This is a genomic window from Actinoallomurus iriomotensis (assembly GCF_030269445.1).
In the GTDB taxonomy this organism is placed as follows: Bacteria; Actinomycetota; Actinomycetes; order Streptosporangiales; family Streptosporangiaceae; genus Actinoallomurus; species Actinoallomurus iriomotensis.
The window spans coordinates 141769-168602 of the sequence record NZ_BSTJ01000006.1; the positions used below are offsets into that span (position 1 = coordinate 141769).

Annotated in this window: 27 protein-coding genes; 18 read left to right on the forward strand and 9 right to left on the reverse strand. The window is 70.9% G+C overall.

Annotated features, from left to right (window positions below):
* Positions 1-13 precede the first annotated feature (13 nt).
* From tsaB to tsaD, 3 genes are read left to right on the forward strand one after another with little or no spacing between them, the layout of a single operon-like run.
* Entirely contained in the window at positions 14-679 is a 666-nt protein-coding gene (gene tsaB / locus QSK37_RS24510) for a tRNA (adenosine(37)-N6)-threonylcarbamoyltransferase complex dimerization subunit type 1 TsaB (protein ID WP_285582597.1), read from the forward strand.
* Positions 676-1158 carry a ribosomal protein S18-alanine N-acetyltransferase gene (gene rimI / locus QSK37_RS24515; protein WP_285582595.1) on the forward strand — a complete coding sequence of 161 codons (483 nt, stop codon included), beginning with the start codon at positions 676-678 and terminating at the stop codon, positions 1156-1158. The genes tsaB and rimI overlap by 4 nt, the downstream gene beginning before the upstream one ends.
* Positions 1155-2186 carry a tRNA (adenosine(37)-N6)-threonylcarbamoyltransferase complex transferase subunit TsaD gene (tsaD, locus tag QSK37_RS24520; protein ID WP_285625252.1) on the forward strand — a complete coding sequence of 344 codons (1032 nt, stop codon included), beginning with the start codon at positions 1155-1157 and terminating at the stop codon, positions 2184-2186. Before rimI ends, tsaD begins: the two co-directional genes overlap by 4 nt.
* A gap of 23 nt (positions 2187-2209) precedes the next feature.
* Here the strand turns inward: tsaD and QSK37_RS24525 are convergent, their stop codons facing one another.
* The 4 genes from QSK37_RS24525 to QSK37_RS24540 form a co-directional block, all read right to left on the reverse strand.
* Complete coding sequence (locus QSK37_RS24525) at positions 2210-3133, reverse strand: phosphotransferase family protein (RefSeq protein WP_285625254.1); 924 nt, start codon at positions 3131-3133, stop codon at positions 2210-2212.
* Positions 3134-3337: 204 nt separating this feature from the next.
* A complete protein-coding gene (locus QSK37_RS24530; RefSeq protein ID WP_285582590.1) occupies positions 3338-4582 on the reverse strand; it encodes a coiled-coil domain-containing protein in 1245 nt (414 codons plus the stop codon).
* 161 nt (positions 4583-4743) lie between these two features.
* A complete protein-coding gene (locus QSK37_RS24535) occupies positions 4744-4956 on the reverse strand; it encodes a TFIIB-type zinc ribbon-containing protein (protein WP_285582589.1) in 213 nt (70 codons plus the stop codon).
* Between the two features lie 124 nt (positions 4957-5080).
* Positions 5081-6319 carry a class I SAM-dependent methyltransferase gene (locus tag QSK37_RS24540; RefSeq protein ID WP_285625257.1) on the reverse strand — a complete coding sequence of 413 codons (1239 nt, stop codon included), beginning with the start codon at positions 6317-6319 and terminating at the stop codon, positions 5081-5083.
* 304 nt (positions 6320-6623) lie between these two features.
* Here QSK37_RS24540 and groES point away from each other — a divergent pair, with 304 nt between their 5' ends.
* The 9 genes from groES (at position 6624) to glpD (ending at position 16389) form a co-directional block, all read left to right on the forward strand.
* A complete protein-coding gene (gene groES, locus QSK37_RS24545) occupies positions 6624-6935 on the forward strand; it encodes a co-chaperone GroES (RefSeq protein WP_141956791.1) in 312 nt (103 codons plus the stop codon).
* A gap of 103 nt (positions 6936-7038) precedes the next feature.
* Positions 7039-8661, forward strand: coding sequence for a chaperonin GroEL (gene groL / locus QSK37_RS24550; RefSeq protein ID WP_285582585.1), 1623 nt, complete (start codon positions 7039-7041; stop codon positions 8659-8661).
* Positions 8662-8938: 277 nt separating this feature from the next.
* Positions 8939-9577 carry a sigma-70 family RNA polymerase sigma factor gene (locus QSK37_RS24555; protein ID WP_432705594.1) on the forward strand — a complete coding sequence of 213 codons (639 nt, stop codon included), beginning with the start codon at positions 8939-8941 and terminating at the stop codon, positions 9575-9577.
* The gene (locus tag QSK37_RS24560; RefSeq protein ID WP_285625259.1) at positions 9574-10260 is read left to right on the forward strand and encodes a hypothetical protein; all 687 of its coding nucleotides are present in this window, start codon (positions 9574-9576) and stop codon (positions 10258-10260) included. The genes QSK37_RS24555 and QSK37_RS24560 overlap by 4 nt, the downstream gene beginning before the upstream one ends.
* Before the next feature lie 505 nt (positions 10261-10765).
* Entirely contained in the window at positions 10766-11260 is a 495-nt protein-coding gene (locus QSK37_RS24565; RefSeq protein WP_285625261.1) for a hypothetical protein, read from the forward strand.
* A 120-nt stretch (positions 11261-11380) separates the two neighbouring features.
* Positions 11381-11767, forward strand: coding sequence for a DUF5319 domain-containing protein (locus tag QSK37_RS24570; protein ID WP_285582579.1), 387 nt, complete (start codon positions 11381-11383; stop codon positions 11765-11767).
* Positions 11768-11904: 137 nt separating this feature from the next.
* The gene (gene guaB, locus QSK37_RS24575) at positions 11905-13401 is read left to right on the forward strand and encodes an IMP dehydrogenase (protein WP_285582577.1); all 1497 of its coding nucleotides are present in this window, start codon (positions 11905-11907) and stop codon (positions 13399-13401) included.
* 63 nt (positions 13402-13464) lie between these two features.
* The gene (locus QSK37_RS24580; protein WP_285582575.1) at positions 13465-14577 is read left to right on the forward strand and encodes a GuaB3 family IMP dehydrogenase-related protein; all 1113 of its coding nucleotides are present in this window, start codon (positions 13465-13467) and stop codon (positions 14575-14577) included.
* Positions 14578-14646: 69 nt separating this feature from the next.
* Positions 14647-16389: a glycerol-3-phosphate dehydrogenase gene (gene glpD / locus QSK37_RS24585; protein WP_285625264.1), complete on the forward strand. Its 1743-nt coding sequence runs from the start codon at positions 14647-14649 to the stop codon at positions 16387-16389.
* Between the two features lie 42 nt (positions 16390-16431).
* On the opposite strand, the gene QSK37_RS24590 is transcribed toward glpD, so the two are convergent.
* On the reverse strand, positions 16432-17280 hold the full coding sequence (locus QSK37_RS24590; protein WP_285625266.1) for an oxidoreductase: 849 nt from the start codon (positions 17278-17280) through the stop codon (positions 16432-16434).
* Between the two features lie 80 nt (positions 17281-17360).
* Between QSK37_RS24590 and QSK37_RS24595 the strand changes: the two genes are divergently transcribed.
* On the forward strand, positions 17361-18005 hold the full coding sequence (locus QSK37_RS24595; RefSeq protein ID WP_285625270.1) for a TetR/AcrR family transcriptional regulator: 645 nt from the start codon (positions 17361-17363) through the stop codon (positions 18003-18005).
* Between the two features lie 73 nt (positions 18006-18078).
* Here QSK37_RS24595 and QSK37_RS24600 read toward each other — a convergent pair whose 3' ends face one another.
* Entirely contained in the window at positions 18079-18582 is a 504-nt protein-coding gene (locus QSK37_RS24600; protein WP_349497984.1) for a serine hydrolase, read from the reverse strand.
* The gene (locus QSK37_RS51490; protein WP_349497985.1) at positions 18531-18749 is read right to left on the reverse strand and encodes a hypothetical protein; all 219 of its coding nucleotides are present in this window, start codon (positions 18747-18749) and stop codon (positions 18531-18533) included. The genes QSK37_RS24600 and QSK37_RS51490 overlap by 52 nt, the downstream gene beginning before the upstream one ends.
* Positions 18750-18753: 4 nt before the next feature.
* Here QSK37_RS51490 and QSK37_RS24605 point away from each other — a divergent pair, with 4 nt between their 5' ends.
* The 3 genes from QSK37_RS24605 to QSK37_RS24615 all read left to right on the forward strand — a co-directional run bounded on the left by QSK37_RS24605 (position 18754) and on the right by QSK37_RS24615 (position 20982).
* Positions 18754-19020: a hypothetical protein gene (locus QSK37_RS24605; protein WP_285625272.1), complete on the forward strand. Its 267-nt coding sequence runs from the start codon at positions 18754-18756 to the stop codon at positions 19018-19020.
* Positions 19021-19178: 158 nt separating this feature from the next.
* The gene (locus QSK37_RS24610) at positions 19179-20384 is read left to right on the forward strand and encodes a phospholipase D-like domain-containing protein (protein WP_285625275.1); all 1206 of its coding nucleotides are present in this window, start codon (positions 19179-19181) and stop codon (positions 20382-20384) included.
* Positions 20385-20448: 64 nt separating this feature from the next.
* A complete protein-coding gene (locus QSK37_RS24615; protein WP_432705602.1) occupies positions 20449-20982 on the forward strand; it encodes an HAAS signaling domain-containing protein in 534 nt (177 codons plus the stop codon).
* A gap of 10 nt (positions 20983-20992) precedes the next feature.
* Here the strand turns inward: QSK37_RS24615 and QSK37_RS24620 are convergent, their stop codons facing one another.
* Positions 20993-21589 (reverse strand): TetR/AcrR family transcriptional regulator, encoded by a 597-nt coding sequence (locus QSK37_RS24620; RefSeq protein ID WP_285625280.1) that lies wholly within the window; start codon positions 21587-21589, stop codon positions 20993-20995.
* A gap of 246 nt (positions 21590-21835) precedes the next feature.
* Between QSK37_RS24620 and QSK37_RS24625 the strand changes: the two genes are divergently transcribed.
* The gene (locus QSK37_RS24625) at positions 21836-23437 is read left to right on the forward strand and encodes a succinic semialdehyde dehydrogenase (protein WP_285625283.1); all 1602 of its coding nucleotides are present in this window, start codon (positions 21836-21838) and stop codon (positions 23435-23437) included.
* Between the two features lie 8 nt (positions 23438-23445).
* The gene (locus QSK37_RS24630) at positions 23446-25167 is read left to right on the forward strand and encodes a GMC oxidoreductase (RefSeq protein ID WP_285625285.1); all 1722 of its coding nucleotides are present in this window, start codon (positions 23446-23448) and stop codon (positions 25165-25167) included.
* A 49-nt stretch (positions 25168-25216) separates the two neighbouring features.
* Here QSK37_RS24630 and QSK37_RS24635 read toward each other — a convergent pair whose 3' ends face one another.
* On the reverse strand, positions 25217-26767 hold the full coding sequence (locus QSK37_RS24635) for an FG-GAP repeat domain-containing protein (RefSeq protein WP_285625288.1): 1551 nt from the start codon (positions 26765-26767) through the stop codon (positions 25217-25219).
* Positions 26768-26834: the final 67 nt, after the last annotated feature.

The window sequence follows — 26834 nt, forward strand, 5'->3', positions numbered from 1 at the left end:
ACCCTCAAGGATCGTGCTGGTCCTGGCTTTCGATACCGCGACCGCCGCGGTCACCGTCGCGCTGAGCGAGTGGGCCCCGGGCGAGACGCCACGTCTCCGGGCCGAGTCCAAGGTCGTCGATCGGCGCAGACACGCGGAGGTGCTCGCGCCCGCGATCGACACCGTGCTCGGTGACGCTCAGGTGCGCCGCGAAGACCTGTCCGCGATCGCCGTCGGCGTCGGTCCCGGTCCGTACACCGGGCTGCGGGTCGGCCTGGTCACCGCGCGCTCGCTCGGCGCCGTGCTGCAGATCCCGGTGCACGGCGTCTGCACGCTCGACGCGCTCGCCTGGGAGTCCAAGCGGACCGATCCGTTCGTGGTGGCCACCGACGCGCGCCGCAAAGAGGTCTACTGGGCGCGGTACGACTCGGCGACCGTCCGCACCGACGGGCCGTCGGTCGGCAAGCCGGCCGACGCCGCGATTCCCGGTCTGCCCGCGCTGGGTGAGGGCGCGCTGCTCTACCCCGACGTGCTCAAGGGTGAGACTCCGGCGCTGCCGTCGGCGGCCGCGATCGCCGAGCTCGTCGTCTCGCGGCTGTCCGGGGGCGCCGGGCCCGATCTGCTGCCGCCCGAGCCGCTCTACCTGCGCAAGCCCGACGCGCGTGAGCCCGGGCCCCGCAAGCGGGTGACGCCGGGATGAAGGTCCGCGACCTGACTCTCGACGACCTGCCGGCGGTGCTGGAGCTCGAACACCTGCTGTTCCCCGACGACGCCTGGTCCGAGAAGACGTACCGCGGCGAGCTGGTCGATCGCACCGGCACCCGCCGCTACGTCGCCGTGGACGACGACGGCGTGCTCGCGGGCTGGGCCGGCCTGTCCGCCGTGGGCGGGCAGGGCGACGTGCTGACCATCGGCGTACGCCCCGAGCTCCAGGGCCGGGGCATCGGCTCGGCGCTGCTGACCGCGCTGCTGGAAGAGGCGGCCGTACGCGGCTGCGTGGAGATCTTCCTCGACGTGCGGGCCGACAACGACCGGGCGCGCCGGCTCTACGAGCGTTTCGGCTTCACCGCCGTCGGCGTCCGCAAGCGCTACTACCAGCCCTCCGGGGTGGACGCGATCGTGATGATGAAAGAGTCGCGGCCGGGCGAGGCGCCGGCGCGGCAGGGGGTGAAACCGTGACGGACCAGCCGCTGGTGCTGGGCATCGAGACGTCGTGCGACGAGACCGGCGTGGGCGTGGTCCGCGGCCACACTCTCCTCGCCGACGCGATCGCCTCCAGCGTCGACGAACACGCCAGGTTCGGCGGGGTGGTGCCCGAGGTGGCCTCCCGCGCCCACCTGGAGGCGATGACGCCGACCGTGGACCGGGCGCTGAGCGAGGCCGGCGTGACGCTCGCCGACGTCGACGCGATCGCGGTCACCGCCGGCCCCGGCCTGGCCGGCGCCCTGCTCGTGGGCGTCGCGGCCGCCAAGGCGTACGCCCTGGGCCTGGGCAAGCCGCTGTACGGCGTCAACCATCTCGCCGCCCACGTGGCCGTCGACCAGCTCGAACACGGTCCGCTGCCCAAGCCCTGCGTGGCCCTCCTCGTCTCCGGCGGGCACTCATCGCTCCTTCTCGTGCCGGACGTGGCCTCCGACGTGCGCCCGCTGGGCGCGACGGTCGACGACGCCGCCGGCGAGGCGTTCGACAAGGTGGCACGAGTGCTCGACCTCGGCTTCCCCGGCGGCCCGTACATCGACCGCGCGGCGCGCGAGGGCGACCGGGCGTCGATCTCCTTCCCGCGCGGCAAGTACGAGGACGGCACCTACGACTTCTCCTTCTCGGGGCTGAAGACCGCGGTGGCCCGCTGGGTCGAGTCACGCGAGCGCGCCGGTGAGCCGGTGCCGGTGGCCGACGTCGCGGCGGCGTTCCAGGAGGCGGTGGTCGACGTGCTGACCAAGAAGGCCATCGCCGCCTGCAGGGATAACGGCGTCTCCCACCTGCTCGTCGGCGGCGGCGTCGCGGCCAACTCCCGCCTGCGGGCGCTGGCCCAGGAGCGCTGTGAGGCGGCCGGCATCCAGCTGCGGGTGCCGCGCCCGAAACTGTGCACCGACAACGGCGCCATGGTCGCGGCCCTCGGCGCGGAACTCGTCGGCGCGGGCCTGAAGCCCTCGGCCCTCGACCTCCCGGCCGACTCGTCCCTGCCGATCACCGACGTGCTGGTGTAGGGCGCGGTTCGGCGAGTCCGACCTCAGAACCGCGTCGCGGGCGCGCCCAGCTCGATCAGGGCGTGCTCCAGGAAGCTCTCCAGCGCGGGGATGTCGTTCGGCGAGATCGGGCGCAGCGGCTGCTCGGGCAGGAGGTCGAGCACGGTGCGCAGGTCCCAGTACGGGTTGTGCCGGTAGCCGCCGGAGACCTGGTCGAAGGCCCCGAGGAACTGGTCGGCGACCTCGACCCCGTATCGGAGGGCGAGGTTCCACCGCATGTGGGCCACGTCGACGGCGGCCGGTCCGTGTGAGGCGCCGGACCAGTCGACGATGCCGGTGAGCCGCCCGTACGCCCAGAGGGTGTTGTCGGGCAGGTAGTCACGGTGGATGAAGTGCGGTGTGGCGCCGGGGGACGGGCCGGCCGCGATGTCGAACGCCCGCTCCCACAGCGCCGGATGCCGGGCGTTGATCGGCGCGAGACGCACGTCGAGGTGGTTGTACGGGCGGTAGGGCGGCATCGTGGAGGCGCCCCCGACCGCGTGCACCGACAGCAGGCCGGCGGCCAACTGGATGAGGTATTCGGGCAGCTCTTCGCGCGCCGGTCGCGGCGGGTGGCCGAGCAGCCTCGTGATCAGCAGCGTCGGCGTCTCGCAGTGGGCGCCCGAGGGGTCGGCCGCCACGAGCGACGGCGTCGGGATCTCGCAGCCCGCCAGGAGCGTCAGCGCGGCGATCTCGCGCTCGGGCGAGAACTCGATGTCGATGTCCGGCCAGGACGCGGAGGCCCAGCGGCGCAGCACGAGCCGGTGCACGGTGCCGGAGCGGCTCTCCGCGAGCAGCGCGTGGTTGATGTGGGACAGGCCGCCGACGAGCGGCCGGACCATCTTCACCTCGCTGCCCGGCCCCAGGCATTCCTCGACCCAGCGCAGCGTCGCAGCGCTCAGCGGCTCTGAGAATCTGGGGAAGGTCACGGGTCCCATCCAAACGGATTCCGAACCGTATCGGGAGTGATTTTATCAATCCAAGGCGAAGTAAACGGCATGTCATTGCGGCCCGACGATCTTCTTGGGTCTGCTATTAATCCCGAAAACCCCGCAAATACCTATGTGTGCAGCGTTTCGCGCAAAGGGCGACGAAAAGGCCGCTCCGGGACAAGACCGGAGCGGCCGTCGCCGTCACTCCTTGCTCTCCCGGCGCGGGCGGAACAGCGCCTCGGCCAGCGCGAGCATGGTCTCCTCAAGAGTGATGAGCCGCTTCATGAGGTCCTCGTGGACCGAGGTCATGCGCTGCGTCATGTCGTGCTGGGCCGTGTCGACCTTCTTGCTCACGTCCTCGTGCACACCGCCGACCTGCCGCAGCAGGTCCTCGCGGAGGATCTCCATGTGTTTGGTGAGGTCGGAGCGCGACGACTCGACGATCTTGGAGAGGGTCTCCTCGGCCTCGTCGCGGTCGGGCCGCGCCCGCAACTCGTCGACGAGCGGGTCGATCGCCTCGGCCAGGCGTTTCTCCAGGGCGTCGAAGCGGTCGGTCGGATCGATGAACGGCCGGTCGCCGATGGCGGCGAGTTTGCGGTGCAACTCGCCGATCTCCAGCGTGACCGGCAGCTGGCCGATGCGCTGGTTGACCCCGTCGACGCGGTCGTCGACCCCTTCGATCTTGGCCTCGAGCCCCTGGAAGTGGCCCTCGATGCCCTTGATCTTGCCGGACAGGCCCTCGACGCGGCCGTCGATGCCGTCGAGACGCCCGCCGACGCCCTCGACCCTGCCGTTGACCGCGTCGAGGCCCTGCTCGACGCGCTCGGCCATGTCGCCGAGCGACTGGTCGACCTTGCCGGCCACGGCGTTGATCTGGTGTTCGAGCTTCTCGGAGCGGTGTCCGAGGTCGGCGAGGGTCTTGTCGAGCCGGTTGAAGCGTACGGACGCGGCCTCCATCGTGCCCGCCAGCCGGTCAAGGCGTTTGGTGAGGTCGTCCATCTGCTGCGCGGCCCGCAGCGTCGCGTCGGTGATGCTCTTGCTCGAGTCGAGGACGTTCTGGATGCGGGAGAGGCCCTCGTCGACGTTCTCCGCGATGACGCCGACGTCGGCCCACAGCGAGGGCAGCTCGGCGACCGGCTTGACCTTCTCGCCGACGGACTCGATGTGCTCGGCCAGCCCCTCGGCCCACTCCGGAGGCTTGCCGTACAGCTCGTCGACCTGGCCACGAACCGAGTCGAGCTGGGTCGTCAGGCCGCTGAGCTCGCGCTCGCGCACCTCGCGGAGCAGCCACTCGATGCCCTCGAGCCGCTGATGGATCTCGTCGAGGACCTGACCTGTCGAGCGTTGCTCGTAAACATGATCTTGAGCAGCGCGGGCCAGCAATTCCCGCATTCGGTCCGAGACCGGTTGACCTCCTGTCTGCAGGAAGTTGTGATTGGTGTCCACCCGGGGAGCTCCTTCGTTTTGCCGGGTCGCCGGCCTGCGCGCGTAAATGGCAGTGGCGTGCGTCGCGAAGGGTCACTCTAATGAGCCGACCATGGTCATCGAGCGTAAGCAAAGAAATTCAGGGAAAAGAGATCCTTATCCCGGAGTAGCGGAATGCCGTTTTAGTCGCGGCGGTGACGGCCTTCGTAAGGCGCGGACGCCGCATGCGCGTTCGCCCCCGTGCTCGCGGCGCCCCGGCCGAGGAGCCGGTCGAGTTCGCCGCGGCCGAGGAAGACGCCGCGACATGCGCCGCACTCCCGCAGGGTGACGCCGGCGCGGTGAAAGCCGGCCATGGCGACGCCGCACTTGGGACATTGCAGCACGGCGTCGGTCATCGTCGTTCCCCATTTCCCCCGTGCGCCCCACCGGGCGCTGCTCCCGCCCGCGCCCCCCGCGGCGCGGATTGCGGCCGCTGCCAAGAGTAGTCAACCCAATACGGCAATAGTCGCAGTGTTTGCCTTAGGGTGGCGTGTCTTCTGCCGTGACCTGGTGTCGGCGGGCCGCGCAGATGAGTGCCGTTGGTGTTTCGCCCACCCGAGTGAGAACCACGACCCACTCCTTGGACCCCGACGGCCGGAGGTCGCGCCGCAGGCGTTCGATGTCGGCGGCGAATCCCCGCTTCTTGATCGTCAGGGTGCCGGCGTCGCGTCGCCGCAGTTCCGCGCGCAGGCGTTTGACCGAGAAGGGCAGAACGTCGTGGATCTCGTACGCGCGGGCGAACGGGGTGGGCCGCAGCGTGTCGGAGGTGATGTAGGCGATGCGCGGGTCGGCGAGTGCCCCGCCGAGCGCGGCGGCGACCTCCGCGACGAGATGGGCGCGTACGACTGCTCCGTCCGGTTCGTAGAGGTAACGCCGCCACGGCGCGACGGGCGGGGGCCCAAGCGCCGGATCGGCCGTCATCGTGGCCGGCTCCGCGCCCTCCCTGAGCACGGTCGCCCGCCGCAGCGTCGTGCCCCGCCGCGCCCCGGACAGGCCGCCGAGCCACAACGCCGCCTCCTTGACCTCGCCGCCGTCGGAGATCCACTCGGCCTCGGCCCCCTCCGGCACCGCGTCGTGCGGGATGCCCGGCGCCACCTTCACGCAGCCGGCCGGCGCCGTACGGGCGAGGCCGAGCACGGTGGTCAGCGGCGGCTCGTACGCCTCCGGGTCGAACACCCGCCCGCGCGACGTGCGCCGCCCGGGGTCGGCGAAGACGGCGGCGTGCCGCGCGGGATCCTGGGCGACCGCGTCGCCCGCGCGTACGGAGGCGGAGTCCGCCAAGCCGAACGCCGCCACGTTCGCGCGGGCGACGGCGGCGGTCAGCGGGTCCAGGTCGACGCCGAGCCCACGGCAGCCGGCCCGCCCGCGCGCGACCAGGTCGCCGCCGATGCCGCAGCCCAGGTCGAGCACGCTCCCCGTGTCCTCCAGGTGGGCGGCGAAGCGCCGGGCCCGGTGCCGCGCGACGCTCGCGCGCGTCGCCTGCTCCAGGCCGGCCGGCGTGAAGTACATGCGGTCGGCGTCGGCACCGAACTTGGCGCGCGCCCGCTGCCGCAGGCGTACCTGGGTCAGCGCGGCCCCGACCAGCTCCGGAGGATGGCGGGTGCGCAGCCGCGACGCGGTCGTCAGCAGCGCCCCCTCGCTCACGTCGGCCGCGCCCGCCTCGCCGAGCAGGGCCTGGCCGCCGGGGGTCAGCAGGCCTTCGAAAGCGGCGATGTCCACCCGAAGAAGGTAGCGACGCCCGCGCGCGGTACGGCACGGGCGGTGGGCGCCGGAGAGTCACACCGTGCGCCACACCTGTTATCGGGGCAGGTCACAGGCGGCGGACTCCCAGGGTGCGGGCCCGTGTTGACGGGTTCCCGGCCACGGCATAATCTCCATGACTGGCACTCTCATCATCAGAGTGCCAATCAAGCGACAGGCTGGTCTGGCACCCGCGACGGCAGACCACCGTGGTCGCGTCTCCATCATGCGGCTGGCCGCTTCGGTCGGCCGAGGATACGCAATCGAAGGGGAAGGTCAGATCGTGTCGACCGCCACCAAGGTTGTTCTCAAGCCGCTCGAGGACCGCATCGTCGTCCAGCCCCTCGAGGCCGAGCAGACAACTGCGTCAGGTCTGGTTATTCCGGACACCGCCAAGGAGAAGCCGCAGGAGGGCACCGTCCTCGCCGTGGGCCCGGGCCGCTTCGACGACAAGGGCGAGAAGCGCGTGCCGCTCGACGTCAAGGTCGGGGATGTCGTGCTCTACAGCAAGTACGGCGGCACCGAGGTCAAGTACAACAACGAGGACTACCTCGTGCTGTCTGCTCGCGACGTGCTCGCCGTCGTCGAGAAGTAACAACTGAAGACAGATGCACCGCCCCGGTCGGCCCCTGCGGGCGGCCGGGGCTGTGTGCTTCTAGCCCATAGCTGACGTACATCCCTTACTTGGAGCTTCTCTCATGCCGAAGATCCTGGACTTCGACGAGGACGCGCGGCGCTCGCTCGAGCGTGGCGTCAACGCCCTCGCCGACGCCGTGAAGGTGACGATCGGCCCGCGTGGCCGCAACGTCGTCATCGACAAGAAGTGGGGCGCCCCCACGATCACCAACGACGGTGTGACCATCGCGCGCGAGGTCGACCTGGAGGACCCGTTCGAGAACCTCGGGGCCCAGCTCGCCAAGGAGGTCGCCACCAAGACCAACGACGTCGCGGGTGACGGCACCACGACCGCGACCGTCCTGGCCCAGGCCATGGTCCACCAGGGCCTGCGCAACGTCGCCGCCGGCGCCTCGCCGATCGGCCTCAAGCGCGGCATCGACGCCGCAGCCGCATACGTCTCCGACGAGCTGCTCAAGTCGGCCCGCGAGGTCGACGACAAGGAGTCGATCGCGCACGTCGCCACCATCTCCGCCCAGGACGCCAAGATCGGCGAGCTGATCGCCGAGGCGTTCGACAAGGTCGGCAAGGACGGCGTCATCACGGTCGAGGAGGCCCACACGATGGGCCTGGAGCTGGAGTTCACCGAGGGACTCCAGTTCGACAAGGGGTACCTCTCGCCGTACATGGTGACCGACCCCGAGCGCATGGAGGCGGTCCTCGAGGACGCCTACATCCTCATCCACGACGGCAAGATCTCCAACGTCACCGAGTTCCTGCCCCTCGCGGAGAAGGTCGCCCAGACCCGTAAGCCGCTGCTGATCGTCGCCGAGGACGTCGAGGGCGAGGCCCTGGCGCTCCTGGTGCAGAACAAGATCCGCGGCACGTTCGTCAGCGTCGCCGTCAAGGCGCCCGGCTTCGGCGACCGCCGCAAGGCCATGCTCGAGGACATCGCCGTGCTCACCGGCGGTCAGGTCATCACCGAGGCCGTCGGCCTCAAGCTGGACGGCGTCGAGATCGACATGCTCGGCACGGCCCGCCGCGTCACGGTGAAGAAGGACGCGACCACGATCGTCGACGGCGCCGGCGAGCAGTCCGCCATCGAGGACCGGGTCCGCCAGATCCGCCAGGAGATCGAGAACAGCGACTCCGACTGGGACCGCGAGAAGCTCCAGGAGCGGCTCGCCAAGCTCGCCGGCGGTGTGAGCGTGCTGCGCGTCGGCGCGGCCACCGAGGTGGAGCTGAAGGAGAAGAAGCACCGTCTCGAGGACGCCATCTCCGCGACCCGCGCGGCGATCGAGGAGGGCATCGTCTCCGGCGGCGGCAGCGCGCTGGTGCACGTCGCCAAGGGCGGCTTCGACGCGCTCGGCCTGTCGGGCGACGAGGCCACGGGCGCCGAGTCCGTGCGCAAGGCGCTCGTCGAGCCGCTGCGCTGGATCGCCGAGAACGGCGGCAACGAGGGCTACGTCGTCGTCTCCAAGGTCCAGGAGCTGTCGGCCGGGCACGGCTTCAACGCCGCCACCGGAGAGTTCGGCGACCTGATCGCGCAGGGCGTCATCGACCCGGTGAAGGTCACCCGCTCGGCGGTCACCAACGCCGCGTCGATCGCGGGCATGCTCCTCACCACCGAGGCGCTGGTCGCGGACAAGCCGGAGGAAGAGCCCGACGCCGCGGCCGGCGGTCACGGCCACGGCCACGGTCACTGATTCCGACCGGTCTTTTTTCAGACCCTCGCCGCGTCGCGCGGCGAGGGTCTTTCTTTTGTCTTCGGCGGCCCTATGTACGCTGGACTTGCGAGGGATGCCAATAATTTCCCGAAAGCCCGCTGCTCTCGGAATGTATGTTGCAAATGACACACAACGCTGACAGTGAGCTTGCATGCGGCTACAATGAGTGAGAAATGGCCGCTCGATCGTGCACTGTGACCATTCCGTTGTCATCAACGAGGCAGACAGGCGCGATCTCGATGGGCATCATGCTCTCGTGACCGAGGGAGCAATCGCCGGGGCCACGTATCGGGGTGCTGCCGACGATCTACGGTTGAGCCGTCCGGCCAAAGGGGATGAAAGCGATCTCCGAGACCTGACGAGCCTCGCCGTACAAGGAGACCCGGCGGCTGTCGAGTCTCTGATCGGGCGTGTACGCCCGATGATCGTCCGTTACTGCCGTGCGCGACTCGGCCGGGTGTCCGGGCAATACCACATCGCCGATGACGTCGCGCAGGAGGTGTGTATCGCCGTGCTCGGGGCCCTGCCCCGTTACCGTGACATGGGCCGGCCGTTCGCCTCTTTCGTCTTCGGAATCGCCTCACACAAGATCGCCGATGCGTTGCGCAGCGCCATCCGCGCGGCCGTGCCGACCGAGGACCTGCCCGACGGGCCCGACGAGGGGCCCGGACCGGAGGAGACGGTCGTGCGCTACATCGAGGCCGAGCGCGCTCGCGACCTGCTCGACCGCCTGCCGGAACACCAGCGCGAGCTGGTTCTTCTGAGGGTGGTGGCCGGTCTGTCCGCGGAGGAGACCGGTAATGTACTCGGTATGTCAGCGGGGGCCGTTCGCGTCGCGCAACACCGGGCGATCGCCCGGCTTCGAGCGATGGCAAGTGAGGAGTCGATCGCTTGACACGTGGTCGTGCCACCACCCCCGATCCGTTCGACATCAGCGCGGTCAGCGGCACTGACGAGCTCTTCGACGCGCTTTCCGCACGCCGCCTCGCCGATGCCCGCCGCACCGCCGCCGACGATCCGGCGGCCGCCCTGCTGGCGGCGCTGGTCGCCGACGTCGACGCGGGCGCCCCGCCGCTGCCCGCTCCTCCGGCCCGGGTTCCGTGCGGCCTCCAGGGGCAGTACCGCCGTGGCGTCCGCGCGTTCGTGACGTTCGGCGTGGCCGCGATGGTGCTGACGTCGGCCGGCGCCGCCGCGGCGGGCGGGGGCAAGGATCTCGGCGCGATGGGCCGCACGCCCGGATCGGCCGGCATCAAGGCATCGGAACGTTCCAACGCGAACGTCCAGCGCCGTGATCCGGTGGCCGGCACGAACGCCGTCCCGGCCGACCGCCGCACGCCGGTGCGACGCACCACGGACAGAAGCGCGCGCGCCGTTCCGCCGGAGGCCGCGAAGGAGTCCGCGCCCCGCACCGGCGATGACCCGCAGCCGCCGTGGTTCCACCGGGGCCACCGGCCGTCACGCGGCACCGTACGACCGCCGGTGGACGGCCACCATCCGTCGAGCCGCGCCGAACCGCGCTACCCGGCCGGCGGCCGGTACAGATCGCCGTCCCGGCCGGAGCACCCGCCCTCCCCCTGACCGGGCCCATCGGTAGTCGCGCGGCACCGTACGAGCGCCGGTGGACGGCCACCGTCCGTCGAGCCGCGCTACCTGGCCGACGGCCGGTACAGATCGCCGTCCCGGGCCGGAGCACACGCCCAGCCCCCTGATCGGGGCGCCGGCCGTCGCGCGGCACCGTACGAGCGCCGGTGGATGGCCACCGTCCGTCGAGCCGCGCGGATCCGCGTTATCCGATCGGCGGCCGGTACAGGTCGCCCTCCCGGCCGGAGCGCATCCCATGGCCGGGCCTCAGCCTGGGCGGGCGCGGTGCGGACGAGATCAAGCTTCGCTCATCGCGATCGACTTCGACCGGCGCTCGCCACAGGCGACGCGGAGCGGCCGGCTGGACGGCCGAGCCGGTGCGCCCCCTGATCGATCATGAGCACGTCCCGCACCCGTCAGGCCGTACGCACCGCTCTGACGGCACCTGTGGAGGAGGGGAGCGAACGATCGCCGGGTGATCGGCGAGGATAAGGTGACCGTCGTGACGGGCCGGAATCACGGGCAGGGTGACCCACCGTCGGCGTGGGAGCAGCCGGGGCAGGGGCCGTACGGACGGCCACCGGGGCACGGGACGGCTCCCGATCACTTCGCGCGGCATCCGGCCGGGGCGCCGCAGGGTCCGGCGGGCCGCCGCCGGTTTCCGCCGCCCGCGCTACGGCTTCGCGGGCGCGGCTTCTGGGGGACCGTCGGCCGGGTGCTCCTGCTGATCGTCCTGCTGCCGTTCCTGGCCCTCTACGCCGTGTACTGGGTGGTTACGTTTCTGCTGACTCCCGTGCTGTTCGCCCTGCACCTGATGTTCTGGCCGCTGGGATGCCTGTGGGCGGGCATCTGCCGCGTGTGCGGCGCCAGGCGGGACGCGAGATGGCGGATCCTCCGCCCGATCCCGCCCGCGTTCCCGGCGATCTGGCGGTTGAGCTACTGGTTCACGCTGCGCAGGGGCATCTCGGCCATCGTGATGATCGTCTCGGACTGGTGAGCTGAGGGCCCGGCTCGGGACCCTCGCCGCTTTGCCCGGACGTGGCAGGCACGTCGCGGCGTGCTCATCGGTGTGACGGACCCCGCACGCACCACTTGCGCCGCGCAGTAGCGTGGGTTTGTGCACGATGACGCCCCGCTCGATCCCTTCGCGGACGATCCGGAAGACCCGGCCGCCGCCCTCGGCGACCTGGATGACGAGGCCGAGCCGCTGAGCATGACGGAGCGTGAGGACGTGCTCGCGGATCTGTCCGACCTCGAGGTCTTCCGCGCGCTCCTGGAGCCGTTGGGCATCAAGGGCCTGACGGTCGACTGCACCGACTGCGGCAAACCCCACCACATCGACTGGGACCTGCTGTACGGCAACCTGCGGCAACTGCTCGACCAGGGCCTGGCCCGGGTGCACGAGCCGGCCATCGCCGCGGAGCCCAGCGACTATGTCAGCTGGGAGTACGCCCGTGGCTACGTCGACGGTGTGATCGACAGCGAAGAGGGCCAGTCCGGCTGACGCTCCGTGACGCTGTACGGGCGCCTTCCGGTTATCCACAGCCCTACCCGACGGGCCTTGTCAGCGACCCCCTCGCTCTAGGATGTAACCAGGATCCGCTGACCTGGCCCGATATCGCACCCCATCGGATGATGCCAATGACTTCCGCGCCCGAGCCCGCCAAGTTCGCTCCGCAGGGCTTCACCTACGACGACGTGTTGCTCGTGCCCTCCTACTCCGATCTCGGGCCGGGCGACGCCGACACGACGACCCGGCTGTCCCGCTCGGTGACCCTGCGCATCCCGCTGGTCTCCGCGGCGATGGACACCGTCACCGAGGCCCGGATGGCCGTGGCGATGGCCCGTCAGGGCGGCCTCGGCGTGCTGCACCGCAACCTGCCGATCGAAGAACAGGCGCTCCAGGTCGACCTGGTCAAGCGGTCCGAGGCGGGCATGGTCACCGACCCGGTGACGTGCTCGCCCGGCGACACGCTCGCCGACGTCGAGCGCCTGTGCGCCCACTACCGCATCTCCGGCGTGCCGGTGACCGACGAGCAGGGCGTCCTGGTCGGCATCGTGACCAACCGCGACATGCGGTTCGAGGCCGACACCTCCCGTCCCGTACGCGAGGTCATGACGCCGATGCCGCTGGTCACGGCCCCGGTCGGCGTGTCACGTGAGGACGCGTTCGCCCTCTTGCGCAAGAACAAGGTGGAGAAGCTCCCACTGGTCGACAAGGGCGACCGGCTGCGCGGGCTGATCACCGTCAAGGACTTCACCAAGAGCGAGCAGTACCCCGACGCCACCAAGGACTCCGCCGGCCGGCTGATCGTCGGCGCCGGGGTGGGCGTGGGCGACGAGGCCGAGCGGCGCGCCCGCGCGCTGGTCGAGGCGGGGGCCGACGTCATCGTCGTGGACACCGCCCACGGCCATTCGCGCGGCATGCTCGACATGGTCGCCAAGCTCAAGGCCAACACTCGTGCGGACGTCATCGCGGGCAACATCGCGACCCGCGCGGGAGCCCAGGCGCTCGTCGACGCGGGCGCCGACGCGGTCAAGGTCGGGGTCGGTCCCGGCTCGATCTGTACGACGCGGGTGGTGGCCGGCGTCGGCGCGCCCCAGGTGACCGCGATCTACGAGGCCGCGCTGGCCTGCCGTCCCGCCGGGGTGCCGGTGATCGGCGACGGCGGCCTGCAGTACTCGGGTGACATCGCCAAGGCCATCGCGGCCGGGGCCGACTCGGTGATGCTGGGGTCCCTGCTCGCGGGCTGCGAGGAGAGCCCCGGCGAGCTGATCTTCATCAACGGCAAGCAGTACAAGACCTATCGCGGCATGGGCTCGCTCGGCGCGATGAAAAACCGCGAGCGCGGCGGTTCGTACAGCAAGGACCGCTACTCCCAGGACACCGTCGAGGGCGAGGACAAGCTCATCCCCGAGGGCATCGAGGGCCAGGTGCCCTACCGCGGGCCGATCGCGGCCGTCGCGCACCAGCTCGTCGGTGGGCTACGCCAGGCGATGTGGTACACCGGCTCCCGCACGATCACGGATCTGAAGGAGAACGCGGTCCTCATGCCGATCACTGGGGCGGGTCTGCGAGAGAGCCACCCGCACGACATCCAGATGACGGTCGAGGCGCCCAACTACCAGGTCCGCTGAAAGAAAGACTTCTCGGCCGTGACCACAGGGTGGTCGCGGCCGAGCCATGGAAAGGGACACCAGATGGCTGAGGTTGAGATCGGGCGGGGCAAGAGCGGCCGCCGGGCGTACGAGCTCGATGAGATCGGCATCGTCCCCTCCCGCCGCACGCGCGATCCCGAAGAGGTCAGCGTCGCCTGGCAGATCGACGCGTACCGGTTCGAGATGCCGCTGGTCGTCGCCCCGATGGACAGCGTGGTCAGCCCCGAGATCGCGATCGCGATCGGGCGGCTCGGCGGGCTGGGCGTGCTCGACCTCGAAGGCCTGTGGACCCGCTATGAGAACCCCGAGTCGCTGCTCGCCGAGATCACCTCGCTGGAGGACGACACCGCGACCAAGCGGCTTCAGGAGCTGTACGCCGAGCCGATCAAAGAAGAGCTGATCGGGCAGCGCATCAAGGAGATCCGCGACGCGGGTGTGACCGTGGCGGCCCGGCTGTCGCCGCAGCGCACCGCGCAGTACCACAAGGCCGTCATCGACGCCGGGGTCGACCTCTTCGTCATCCGCGGCACGACGGTCAGCGCCGAGCACGTCTCGGGCCGCGCGGAGCCGCTCAACCTCAAGCAGTTCATCTACGACCTCGACGTGCCGGTGATCGTCGGCGGCTGCGCCACCTACACCGCCGCGCTGCACCTGATGCGCACCGGCGCCGCGGGTGTGCTCGTCGGGTTCGGCGGCGGGTCGGGGCACACGACCCGCACGGTGCTCGGCGTCGCGGTGCCGATGGCCACCGCGATCTCCGACGTCGCCGCCGCCCGGCGCGACTACCTCGACGAGTCGGGCGGACGCTACGTCCACGTGATCGCCGACGGCGGCATGCGGCAGTCCGGCGACATCGCCAAGGCACTCGCCGTCGGCGCCGACGCGGTCATGGTCGGCTCTCCGTTCGCGCGGGCCGCCGAGGCGCCGGGCCGCGGCTTCCACTGGGGCAGCGAGGCGCACCACGAGGAGCTGCCACGCGGCACCCGGCTCGACGTGGGGTCGATCGGCACGCTGGAGCAGATCCTCTACGGTCCCTCCAACGTCGCCGACGGCTCGATGAACCTCATCGGCGCGCTACGCCGTGCCATGGCGACCTCCGGATACTCCGACCTGAAGGAGTTCCAGCGCGTGCAGGTCGTCGTCGCACCGCACTGAACACCTGCTTTGTGGCTGAAGTGACACCGTCATAGCGTGGTCGGTGCAGACGACGCGAGGGAGTGCGCAATGGCAGATGGGCAGTCGGTGAACGGACTCGGCACCTCGCGTCTCGGTCCCGCCGAGCGCGAGACGGCGCTGAAACGCATGGGCGCCGAAGAGTTCGACGTCGTCGTGGTCGGCGGTGGCATCGTCGGCGCCGGTGTGGCGCTCGACGCGGCGACGCGCGGGCTGTCCGTGGCACTCATCGAGGCGCGCGACTTCGCCTCCGGCACCTCCTCACGGTCGTCCAAGCTCATCCACGGCGGGCTGCGCTACCTCGAACAGCGCGACTTCGAGCTCGTACGCGAGGCGCTCACCGAACGCGGTCTGCTGCTGAGCCGCATCGCCCCGCACCTCGTACACCCGGTGCCGTTCCTGTTCCCGATGACGCACCGGGTGTGGGAACGCGCGTACATCGGCGCCGGCGTCGCGCTGTACGACGGCCTGTCCCTGTCGATGGGCACGGCGCGCGGCGTCCCCCACCACCGCCACCTCACCCGTACGAAGGCGCTGAAGGTCGCGCCGTCGCTGAAGCGCGACTCGTTCGTCGGCGCCATCCAATACTGGGACGCCCAGGTGGACGACGCCCGCTACGTCACGATGCTGCTGCGCACGGCGGCGGAGTACGGCGCGCAGATCGTCTCGCGCACGCAGGCCGTGGGCTTCCTGCGCGAGGGCGAGCGCGTCACCGGCGTGCGCATCCGCGACCTGGAATCCGAGACGGAGACCGACGTCCGCGCCAAGCAGGTCGTCAACGCCACCGGCGTGTGGACCGACGACATCCAGGAGCTCGTCGGCGGCCGCGGCCAGATCCACGTACGCGCCTCCAAGGGCGTGCACCTCGTCGTGCCCAAGGACCGCATCCACTCCGCCAGCGGCATCATCCTGCGGACGGAGAAGTCGGTCCTGTTCGTGATCCCGTGGGGCCGGCACTGGATCATCGGCACCACGGATACGCCGTGGGACCTGGACAAGGCGCATCCGGCGGCGTCCAAGGCCGACATCGACTACGTCCTCGAACACGTCAACGCGGTGCTCAACGTGCCGCTGACGCACGACGACGTCGAGGGCGTGTACGCGGGACTGCGGCCGTTGCTGTCCGGCGAGTCGGACGAGACGTCGAAGCTGTCACGCGAGCACGTCGTGGCGCATCCGGTCCCCGGCCTGGTCGTCGTCGCGGGCGGCAAGTACACCACCTACCGGGTCATGGCCAAGGACGCCGTCGACGCGGTGGCACACGGCCTGGACGGCAAGGTGCCGGGTTCGTGCACCGACCAGGTCGCGTTGGTCGGCGGTGACGGCTTCCAGGCGCTCTGGAACTCCCGCCACCGGCTGTCGGAGTCCTCGGGCCTGCACGTGGCCCGCATCGAGCATCTGCTCCGCCGGTACGGCACGCTGGCGGAGGACCTGCTGGCCCTGATCCGCGAACGCCCCGACCTGGGCCGCCCGATCGAGGGCGCCGACGACTATCTGCGCGCCGAGATCGTCTACGCCGCCACCCACGAGGGCGCCCGGCACGTCAACGACGTGCTCTCCCGCCGCACCAGGATCTCCATCGAAACGTGGGACCGCGGCGTCCGCGTGGCCCGCGAGGTCGCCGAACTCCTCGCCCCCGAACTCGGCTGGTCCGACGAACAGACCGAACGCGAGATCGAGTACTACGAGAAGCGCGTCGAAGCCGAACGCATCTCCCAGAAGCAGGAGGGCGACCTGGAAGCCGACGCGACTCGCCGTGGCGTCCCGGACATCGTCCCCACGATGACTCCCTGACGGCGTTCTGAGCTTGCCGGCGCTCGGGAGCCGTCCGAGGCGCTAGGCGATCTGGTGGCCGTCGGGGAAGTCGGTCGAGTGGGACAGCTCCTCCCAGGTGTCCAGGTCCTTGTCCAGGTTCGCTCGAGCCCCGCGTATGAGGCGCAACGCGTCGGAGCCGAGCACCAGGTGGGCGGGCGGGTCGGGCTCGTCGAGGATGCGCAGGACGGCAGCCGCCGCTTTGTCAGGGTCGCCGAGCTGGTTCCCGCTGGCCGCCTGCCGGGCCGCGCGGATCGGTTTGAAGATCTCGTCGTAGTCGGGGATGCTGCGCGGCACGCGGACTATCGAGCGTCCGGCCCAGTCGGTGCGGAAGGAACCGGGTTCGATGGCGGTGACATGGATGCCGAACCCGATGACCTCCTTGCCGACCGCTTCGAGGATGCCTTCGAGCGCGTACTTGCTGCCGCAGTACGCCGAGACGCCGGGGAAGCCGGCCAGGCCGCCCATCGAGGTCACGGCGAGGATGTGTCCGCGTCGGCGCTCGCGCATGTACGGCAGGACGGCCCGTACGGTCGCGGCAGCGCCGAACACGTTGACCTCGAACTGGGCGCGGAGTTCGTTCAGCGGCGTCTCCTCGAAGGTCCCCTCCACGCCGTAGCCGGCGTTGGCGATCAGTACTTCGATGGGGCCGACGGAGGCCTCCACGTCCTCCACCACGGAGTGGACCGCCGCCTCGTCGGTGACGTCGAGGAGGCGTGCGTGGGCGCGTTCGGGGCTCAGAGCTGCGAACTCTTCGGCGTCGGCCTGCTTGCGCACCGTCCCGACGACGGTGTGACCAGCCCGGAGGGCGCCGGCGGCGAAGGCGCGGCCCAGACCGCTGCTGACCCCGGTGATCAGGAATGTCTTGTCCATGGCCCTAACTCTACACATCGCAGACTTTTTTCAGCACTATGCAGATTACGGTAGCCTCTTCGGTGGTCAGGGAGGAAACAATGGGCAGGCGAGCTGGCGCTCCGAGCAAGGGGGACCGGCGGGAGCAGGCGCTCCTCGACGCGGCGGAAGTACTTCTTGAACAGACCGGCCTGGAGCGGATGACGGTCGACGCGATCGCCCGGGGGGCCGGCATCTCCCGCGGATCGATGTACTTCTACTTCGGCTCCAAGCACGAGGTGCTCGCGGCGCTGGTCCGCCGCACGGTGGCCGAGATCCGCAAGGAGGCGTCGATCACCGCCGACGACCTGGCGTCCTCGCCGGTCGGAGCCATGGAGCGCGCGGTCAAGAGCGTCGAGAAGATGTGGCGCGACCACGGCACGGTGATGCGCGCCGCCGTCGAGTACGGCACCGTACACCCGGAGATCGGCACCGCGTGGGATGAGACCGTGGAGCTGTTCACCGCGACGATGCGGGGCGTGCTCGCACGTGCGGGCGTGCCCGACGGGGACGGGCCCCAGGAGGCCGCGGCCCTGGCCCGCGCCCTGTGCTGGATGACCGAGCGGACCTTCTATCAGGCCTCCCGCTCCCCCGGCGATCAGTTGGCGCAGGCCGCCGAGACGTCCATCGAGGTCTGGCGCCGGATCATGACGGCGCCCGCGCCTCCGGAAAGCCGAGCCGGAGACGCGGGCGCCGATTCCAGGTAGATCGGTTGCCTGCACGCCGGTACGGCGCCGGCCGTTCGGGGCCGCCGCCGATGGCGAGGCTCATGGGGGAGGGTCACTGGCGGAGTGCGGTGTCGATGTCGGTGGTCAGGTGCTGCGGCCGCGCCGGGCTGCCGGACAGTTCGGTGACGGCGATGGTGGCGGCCCGGCCGTCCGTGGTGACGGCGTCGCTGGCGTGGTAGCCGGGGAAGTCGCCGCCGTGGCCCCAGGCGACGCCGCCGCAGGTCAGCGGGGTGCTGGTCAGGCCCAGTCCGTACCGGACGCCGTTGCCCGGCGCCGGGGCGGGCACCGTGGTCCGCATCTGCTTGAGCTGGGCCGCGGGCGGTGGCCGGCCGACGAGCAGCGCGGAGAACAGGCGGTTGACGTCGCGCGGCGCGGAGATGATCTGGCCGGCCGCCCAGCCCCGGGGACGGATCCTCGTTGGTGACGTCGTCAGTGCCGCCTTCGGCGTCATGGTGGTACCCGTGGGGGTGCGGAAGTACGTGTGCCGCAGGCCGGCGCGTTCGATCACCCGCCTGGTGATCTCCTCGCCCAGCGGGCGGCCGGTGACCTTCTCCACGATGTGGTTCGTGAGTTCGTGCCGGGCGCGAAGGGCGCCTTCTGGCTGAACGCCATCGCGAGCGGCTGGTGCGACGCGAAGTACGTGTGCTGGTACGGCAGGAGGCGCTGCGCGAACAGGTTCGTGTAGTTGGGCAGCCCGCTGGTGTGCTGGAGGATCTGCCGCACCGTGATGTCCCGCGTCGTCGCCGACCAGCGCGTCGAGACGTTGCTGGACCACGTCGGCGGGCCGGTCGCCGGTGTGCGCCGCGAACGCCGCGGCGGGGGAGGCGAGGCCGCCCAGCAGTGCCAGACCGCTGAGCGCGACGACGGCGGCGACACGGCGCCGGTTGCGCTTGACCACGTTAAAGATCATCGCGGCGCCGCCTCGATGGGCCGGAGCCCCCTTGGCCGGGTGGACCAAGACGCCTTCCGGCTGGTGCCAGCGAAACCCGCCTGACTCGGCGCAGTCGGGGAGAGGTATCCCGCTGACCTGGAGGTTCGGGATAACTCTTGACCGTATAAGGCTGTTATGGGCACCCGTAACTCATGTACGCTTTCGGCACTTCAAGCGCCTTCTGCGTGCTTTGACGCTTAGTGTCCTCTTCGGGAGTCCGTGTGGCGAAGTTCGTGCCGGCCGCCAGGGCCGTGATCGCGGCCTCGGTGCTGGCCGCCGCCGTCACCGCAGCGCCCGCGGCCGCCCACGCCCGGCCCGGCGGGTCCGATCCGAGCCCGCAGACCGGGCCGATCTTCAACTCTCCGGTCAGCGGCACGGCGAAGCGCGACGCGATCGCCAGCCGCGTCGCCCGCCTGATCGCCGGGACGCCCAAGGGCAGCCGGATCGCCATCGCGATGTATCACTTCTCCAGCATGGACACCGCCGCGCAACTCGTCGCCGCCGCCAAGCGGCACGTGAGCGTGCAGGTCGTGCTCGACCACGAGTCAACCGCGTACGCCGCCTTCAAGCGCCTCAAGCGGGGGCTCGGCACCGACACCAAGAAGGCCTCCTGGGTGGTCGTGTGCGAGGAGGACCGGGGCTGCATCGGGCCGGAGTTCAACCACAACAAATTCTTCCTGTTCTCCACCACGGGCGACGCGCAGGACATGGTCGTGCAGACCTCCGCGAACGCCACCGACGGCGCGCGCGACACCCAGTGGAACGACGCGCTCGTCCTGCGGGACCCGGCGGTCTACGCCGCCTACCTGTCCTACTTTCAGGACCTGGCCGCCCAGCACCACAAGCTCGACTACCACCGCACCGTGCAGGCCGGGAAGTACCGCCTGGACTTCTTTCCCTGGGCCAAGGGCAACCCGATCGGCCAGGCGCTCGACCAGGTCTCCTGCGCCGGCGGCACCCGGATCAGGCTCAGCCTCGGCCACTTCACGGTGGCGTCCATCGCGCGGCGGCTGTGGAAGCTGGACGACGCGGGCTGCCGGGTGCAGGTCGTGTTCGACATCATCGGACCGGGGACCCTGCGCGCCCTCACCAAGAAGGGCGGGCGGCACGGGGGTCCCGAGACCCGCTACCTCACCGAGGGCGGCCGCACGACGTACGCGCACTCGAAGTACCTGCTGATCGACGGCCGGTACCAGGGCCGGCCGCAGGAGGTCGTCTTCACCGGCAGCAACAACTACACGACCGTCGGCTTCCACGGCCACGACGAAGCGATGATCACCGTGGCCGACGCGCAGCTGGAGCAGGAGTACGCCGGGAACTTCGACGCGGTGTTCAAGCACGGCCGTACGGTCAAGAGCGCCGACTCCGTGCCCGAGAAAGTACTGGAACCGCCGGACCCGGAGCAGGCCGACCGCAGCCGCGAGTGACCCCGGCCCCCTGACGGTTCGCGGTCTCCCGGCACGACATTTTCTGAACGGGCCTACGCGCACACTGCCCGAGGCCCGGCGGGTCGAACTGCTCGCCCAGATCAGAGAACACATCACCGTCACACTGTCCGGCGCCCAAGACCAGGGTGAGGCCACGGTGCGTACCATCCTCGACCGTCTCGGTGAACCCGAGGACATCGCTCGTGAGGCGGGAGCGGGATCGGCTCCGGCCGGCGAGGAGGTCGCCGGGCGCCTGTCGGTCGGCGCCCTCGAACTGGTGACGGTGGTCCTCCTGCTGATCGGCGGCATCGTGCTACCGGTGCTCGGCTGGCTGGCCGGAGTGGTGCTGCTGTGGGCCTCGGCCCGTTGGACGAGCCGTGACAAGCTGATCGGCACGCTGGTCTTCCCCGGCGGTCTGGCCGTCGCCGCCTGGTACCTCCTGTTCTGGGGCGGTTCGAGTGTGTGCACCTCGGACGGGGCCTGTCAGACGTCGGGAATGTCCGCCGGCCCCGCGCTGACCCTCGCCCTCGTCGGCTCGATCGGCTCCATCGGCTCGGCGGCGTACCTGCTGCACCGCGCGAGGCGCACCGCGGCGTGACCTCCGGGACTCACGGCATGGCGGGCCCCAGGACGAGGTCCATCCCCGGGCCGTACAGCTCCGCCGGGACGCGGTCGGGGTCGAGCAGGTGCTGCAGCGCCAGCCCGAACTCGATCGCCATCGCCAGCGACGCGCGGTCCGCGGCCGACAGGTCGTCGCCGCCCGCCCGCAGCCCCGCGGCGAGCCCCTCGCGGTGGCTCTGGTACCAGTCGGCGATGCGCCAGCCGGCCGAGAAGTCGCGCATGCCGAAGAGCCACAGCTCCATCAGCAGCAGCGCCTTCATCCGGGTCTCCTCGGCGGACAGCCGGCTGGCGTAGTGGCGGCCCGCGTCGGCGCAGCGGTCGGCGCGCGGGCGGCCCTGGTCGCGCAGGGTCGAGGAGGTGCGCCGCCCGAACTCGAGCTGGGTGTACCGCTCGAGGAGCGCCAGGATCAGGTCGGTCTTGCCGGCGAAGTTGGAGTACACCGCGCCCTTGGTCATGCCCGCGGACGCCGCGATCTCATCCAGCGACGCTCCCCGGATGCCGTGTTTGGCCCACAGCCGCTCCGCCGCGTCCAGCAGCGCCTCCCGTGTCTGGGCGCGCTTCTCCTGACGAGACGTCCGTCTCACCGCTTCTGGGACGGCGCGTTCCTGCGGGTCGGAGATCATCCTTGCCCTTCCGTCGACTACCGGTCACCCCTCCAACACCGGGATACAAGGTTTTCTCAAGACGCACCAGTAGAAACGAAAGTTGAGTGCGGCTCGGCGGTGCTTGAGTCGGCCGAAATCCACTTTGAGGCTTGTCCGGCACCCCAAAACGGACGTCTTGGTTACCGGGCGGTAGCCAACCGCCGAACCACGTTCTACGCTTCGTCCATGAGCTCCACCGCCGCGTCCCCCGCCGAAGCGCCCGACGCGGGGACCGGCGAGGCCCCCGACGTCAAGGCGCCCCCCGTACCGGACGGCCTCGATCGGCTGGCCGCCCGCGTCGTCTCCGGCGGGCGGACCACCACCGTACGGACCCCGCTCACCGGAGAGGCGCTCGCCGAGCTGCCGGTCTCCGGCCCGGACGACGTGGCGACCGCGTACGAGCGCGCCCGTGCCGCGCAGCGGGAGTGGGCGCGCCGGTCGCCGGCCGAGCGCGCCGCGCCGTTCATCCGCTTCCACGACGCGGTGCTGGACCGGCGGGAGGAGATCCTCGACATTCTGCAGCTGGAGACCGGCAAGGCGCGCCGGCACGCGTTCGAGGAGGTCATGGACGCGGCCGCCTGCACGCTCTACCACGCTCGGCACGCGCCCGGCCTGCTCCGGCCGCACCACCGCCAGGGCCTGATGCCGCTCGCGACCCGCACGATCGAGGTCCGCCATCCCAAGGGCGTCGTCGGGCTGATCTCGCCGTGGAACTACCCGCTCGCGCTCAGCGTGCCCGACGCCGTGCCGGCGCTCCTCGCGGGCAACACGATCGTCCACAAGCCGGACACCCAGACCACGTTCACCGCGCTGTGGGCCCTCGACCTGCTGGTCGAGTGCGGGATGCCGCCCGAGATCTGGCAGGTCGTGGTCGGCGACCCGGCCGAGATCGGCGAGCCGCTGGTCGGCGCGGCCGACTACGTCGCGTTCACCGGCTCGACGCGGGGCGGCCGCGCCATCGCCGAACAGGCCGCCAGGAGGCTGATCGGCTACTCACTCGAACTCGGCGGCAAGAACCCGATGATCGTGCTGGACGACGCCGACATCGAGAAGGCCGCCCAGGGCGCGGTCCGCGCGTGCTTCGCCAACGCCGGTCAGCTCTGCATCTCGATCGAGCGGCTCTACGTCCACGAGAAGATCTTCGACCGGTTCGCCGAGCGCTTCGCCCACCGTGTGCGCAACATGCGGCTCGGCGCCGGCTACGACGCCGACATGGGCTCGCTCACCTCCCAGCGGCAGCTCGACACCGTCGTCCGGCACGTCGAGGAGGCGGTCGAGAAGGGCGCCAAGGTGCTCGCGGGCGGCCGGCCCCGCCCCGAGACCGGGCCGTACTTCTTCGAACCGACCGTGCTCACCGGCGTCGAGGACGAGATGGAGCTGTGCCGGTCCGAGACGTTCGGACCGGTCGTGGCGCTGTACCCCTTCCGCGACGAGGACGAGGCCGTCGAGCTCGCCAACGACTCCGCCTACGGGCTGAACGCCAGCATCTGGAGCGGCGACGTGGGCCGCGCGCGCCGCCTCGCCGTACGGATCAAGGCCGGCACGGTCAACATCAACGAGGGATACGCCTCGGCATACGGGTCCTACGACGCGCCGATGGGCGGTATGAAGGACTCCGGTGTGGGCCGTCGGCACGGTGCGGAGGGCCTGCTGAAGTACACGGAGGTCCAGACCGTTGCGAGCCAGCACTGGCTCGGTTTCGAACCGGTCATGGGCATGCCCTACGAGAAGTACGCGGCGCTGCTCAGCCGTGGCCTGAAGACGATGAAACGCCTGCGCCTCAGGTAGGAGCCCGCATGGATTACGACGTGATCGTGGTCGGCTCGGGGTTCGGCGGCAGCGTCGCGGCGCTGCGGCTGACCGAGAAGGGGTACCGCGTCGCCGTGGTCGAGGCCGGCCGGCGGTTCGACGACCCGGACGGCGAGCCGGGGAGGCGCCACCGCGACCTGCCCAAGACCTCCTGGCGCACCCGCAGGTACCTGTGGGCGCCCGGCCTCGGCATGACCGGCATCCAGCGCATCCATCTGCTGCGCGGGGAGAAGGGCTCGCGGGTCCTCGTCCTCGCCGGAGCGGGCGTCGGCGGCGGGTCGCTGGTGTACGCCAACACCCTGTACGAGCCGCCGGAGCCGTTCTTCCAGGATCCGCAGTGGCGGCACATCACCGACTGGCGGGCCGAGCTGTCGCCCTTCTACGACCAGGCCCGCCGCATGCTCGGCGTCCGTACGAACCCCACGATGACGCCCGCCGACCAGGCGATCCAGCGGATCGCCGAGCGGATGGGCCGCGGCGAGACCTTCCACCGCACCCCGGTGGGCGTCCTTTTCGGCGAGAAGGCCGGTGAGCGGGTCGAGGACCCCTACTTCGGCGGCGCCGGCCCCCGTCGTACGACGTGCACCGAGTGCGGGTCGTGCATGACCGGCTGCCGCGTGGGCGCCAAGAACATGCTCACCGAGAACTACCTCTACCTGGCCGAGCACGCGGGCGCGAAGGTCCTGCCGATGACCACGGTGACGGCCGTACGCCCGCGGGCGGAGGGCGGCTACACGGTCGAGGTGACGCGCACGGGCCGGCGGTCGCGCCGGTGGCGGCGCACGCTCACCGCCGAGCACGTCGTGCTGGCCGGCGGGACGTACGGCACGCAGCGCCTGCTGCACCGGATGAGGACGGTCGGCGCGCTGCCCCATCTGTCCGACCGGCTCGGCGTCCGCACCCGGACCAACTCCGAGGCGATCCTGGGCGTCGAGCGGTTCGGCCGCAAGGGCGACGACCACTCGCGCGGCGTCGCGATCACCTCCTCGTTCCACCCGGACGACCACACCCACATCGAGCCGACCCGCTACGGGCCCGGCTCGAACGCCATGGGCGCGCTCCGGTCGCTGCTGATCGACGGCGGGGGCCGTACGCCCCGATGGGCCAAGTTCGTCGGTCAGGCGGTGACCCACCCCCACCAGCTCGTCCGCCTGCCGAACCTCCGCGACTGGTCGCGCCGGACGATCGTGGCCCTGGTCATGCAGACCCGAGACAACTCGATCACCGTCGTGCCGTCGCCGTCCGGCCGCGGCATGCGCGCCCGACGCGGCCACGGCGAGCCGAGCCCGACGTGGATCCCGGAGGCCCACCGCGCCGTACGGATGCTGGCCGAGGAGATGGGCGGCATGCCCGGCGGCACGTGGCTGGACCTGTTCAACATCCCGACGACGGCGCACTTCATCGGCGGCTGCACGATCGGAGCCTCGCCGGAAGAGGGCGTGATCGACCCCTACCACCGGGTGTACGGCCACCCGGGCCTGCACATCGTGGACGGCTCGGCCGTGTCGGCCAACCTGGGCGTCAACCCCTCGCTGACCATCACCGCCCAGGCCGAGCGCGCCATGGCGTTCTGGCCGAACCAGGGCGAGGAGGACCCGCGCCCGGAGCTCGGCGCCGCGTACGAGCGGCTGGCCCCGGTCGCCCCGAAGGCCGCCGTCGTGCCCGCCGACGCTCCGGCGGCACTGCGCCTGCCCATCTCACCCGCCTGACCAGGAGCAACGCGGCCGGCCGGGCACGCAGCCCGGCCGGCCCGTCCGGTCAGGAGACGGTCGCTCCGATGGCGGCGCCGTAGCCGGTGCCGTCCGTCGCCGTCCACTTCTGCTGCGGATCGGTCGGCGGCGGAGGATCGACGTCACCGTCCACCTTGCTCGGGGCGGTGTAGACGACGCCGGCCGGCTCCGTACGGTCGTCGGGGACGCCGATGATCATCGTGGGCAGGTAGCGGGAGCCGGCGTACGCGACCGCGGCACCGAAGTGGTCGCCCGGTTCGGACACGCCGCCGAAGGTCTCCTGCTCGATGAAAGCGTTCTCGGTCGGGTCGCCGACCGAGAACTCCTGAACGGCGCCGGAGTCCGCGACGCCGCCGTGGTCCTCTCCGGGAATGCCGACGAGGAGACGGGCGAAGGCCTGCTCGCGGCCGAGTGCCACGACGGCGCCGAACCGGTCGCCCGCCTCGGCCTGGTCCAGCACCTCGGGGGTGTCCTGGCTGAGCGCGGCCACCTCGGTGAAGGCCTTCGTCAACAGGACGTGCACCATGCCGGCGTCCGCGATCGTGCCGATGTCCTCCCCGGGTACGCCGATGGCCAGCAACGGCCCGTCCGTCGACGGGAAGGCCGAGGAGAGGCTCGCGCCGAACCGGTCGCCCGGTTCCACGGCGCCGCTGAAGCCCGCGCTGTCCTGGTTGTAGGCGTAGCTGGTCATCGTGGCGTCGGCCGGGTCCGGGATCGCCGTCACCGAACCGGCGTCCTGGTCCGTGCCGATGTCCTCGTCCGGTGCGCCCACCGCGATGCCGGTGCTGGATCCCTTCACCCCGCTCAGCGCCACCGCGGCGCCGAAGTGGTCACCGGACTCCGCGGCACCGGCGACTCCCGGGCTGTCCTGGCTGATCGCGGCCGCGGTGCCCGGGTGCCCGGACACGAAGGGAACATAGGTCACCTGCCCGGCGTCGGTGGCCGTGCCGATGTCGCGGCCCGGGGCGCCCACGACCATCGCGTGTGCGACGAAACCCGGTCCGGTCACGTCGACCGCGGCGCCGAACCGGTCGCCGGCCGCCGCCGTCCCCGGTACCCCGTCCGCGCCCGGCCGGATGACCCGCGACGGCTCCCCACGGCCGAGCCCGTCCGGCGATCCGTAGATCACCTGGACGACGCCCGCGTCCGCGGCCGAGCCCACGTCCTCATCCGGTACGCCGACGACCAGGTCGGCACACCCGTCGCCGTCGACGTACCCGACGGCGAGGACCGAACCGAACCGGTCCCCGGCCTCGGCGGTCTCACCCGTGTCCGCCTGCGTGACCGTTGTGTCCTCGCCGCCCCCGGTCTTCCCGGCGACGCCGTACCTGACGTGGACGACGCCGGCCTGGGCGGCGGCGCCGACGTTCGCTCCGGGTTCGCCGACGGCCACGTCGGTGAACCCGTCACCGTTGAAGTCCGACGGGCTCGTACTGGAGCAGGTCGCGGCCCGGTGGATCGGCTGGGCTCCGGCGGCCCCGGCCAGGCCGGGCACGAACGCTCCGGCGAGCAGCACGACACCTCCGGCGAGCCGTATTAATCTCGCGATCTCCCGTTGCGGTACATGATCAGAAGCCATGATCAACTGAGTACCGCCCGTACGCCGGAAAAGCTACCCACCCAGGTGTAAACCGGTTGCACCGCAG

Bases quoted from the DNA above. Each gene is read 5' to 3' on its own strand.
- rimI (WP_285582595.1), top strand. From the start codon at position 676: ATGAAGGTCCGCGACCTGACTCTCGACGACCTGCCGGCGGTGCTGGAG.
- QSK37_RS24535 (WP_285582589.1), bottom strand. From the start codon at position 4,956: ATGACCGACGCCGTGCTGCAATGTCCCAAGTGCGGCGTCGCCATGGCC.
- groL (WP_285582585.1), top strand. From the start codon at position 7,039: ATGCCGAAGATCCTGGACTTCGACGAGGACGCGCGGCGCTCGCTCGAG.
- guaB (WP_285582577.1), top strand. From the start codon at position 11,905: ATGACTTCCGCGCCCGAGCCCGCCAAGTTCGCTCCGCAGGGCTTCACC.
- QSK37_RS24580 (WP_285582575.1), top strand. From the start codon at position 13,465: ATGGCTGAGGTTGAGATCGGGCGGGGCAAGAGCGGCCGCCGGGCGTAC.
- glpD (WP_285625264.1), top strand. From the start codon at position 14,647: ATGGCAGATGGGCAGTCGGTGAACGGACTCGGCACCTCGCGTCTCGGT.
- QSK37_RS24590 (WP_285625266.1), bottom strand. From the start codon at position 17,280: ATGGACAAGACATTCCTGATCACCGGGGTCAGCAGCGGTCTGGGCCGC.
- QSK37_RS24595 (WP_285625270.1), top strand. From the start codon at position 17,361: ATGGGCAGGCGAGCTGGCGCTCCGAGCAAGGGGGACCGGCGGGAGCAG.
- QSK37_RS24605 (WP_285625272.1), top strand. From the start codon at position 18,754: ATGTCCCGCGTCGTCGCCGACCAGCGCGTCGAGACGTTGCTGGACCAC.
- QSK37_RS24625 (WP_285625283.1), top strand. From the start codon at position 21,836: ATGAGCTCCACCGCCGCGTCCCCCGCCGAAGCGCCCGACGCGGGGACC.
- QSK37_RS24630 (WP_285625285.1), top strand. From the start codon at position 23,446: ATGGATTACGACGTGATCGTGGTCGGCTCGGGGTTCGGCGGCAGCGTC.
- QSK37_RS24635 (WP_285625288.1), bottom strand. From the start codon at position 26,767: ATGGCTTCTGATCATGTACCGCAACGGGAGATCGCGAGATTAATACGG.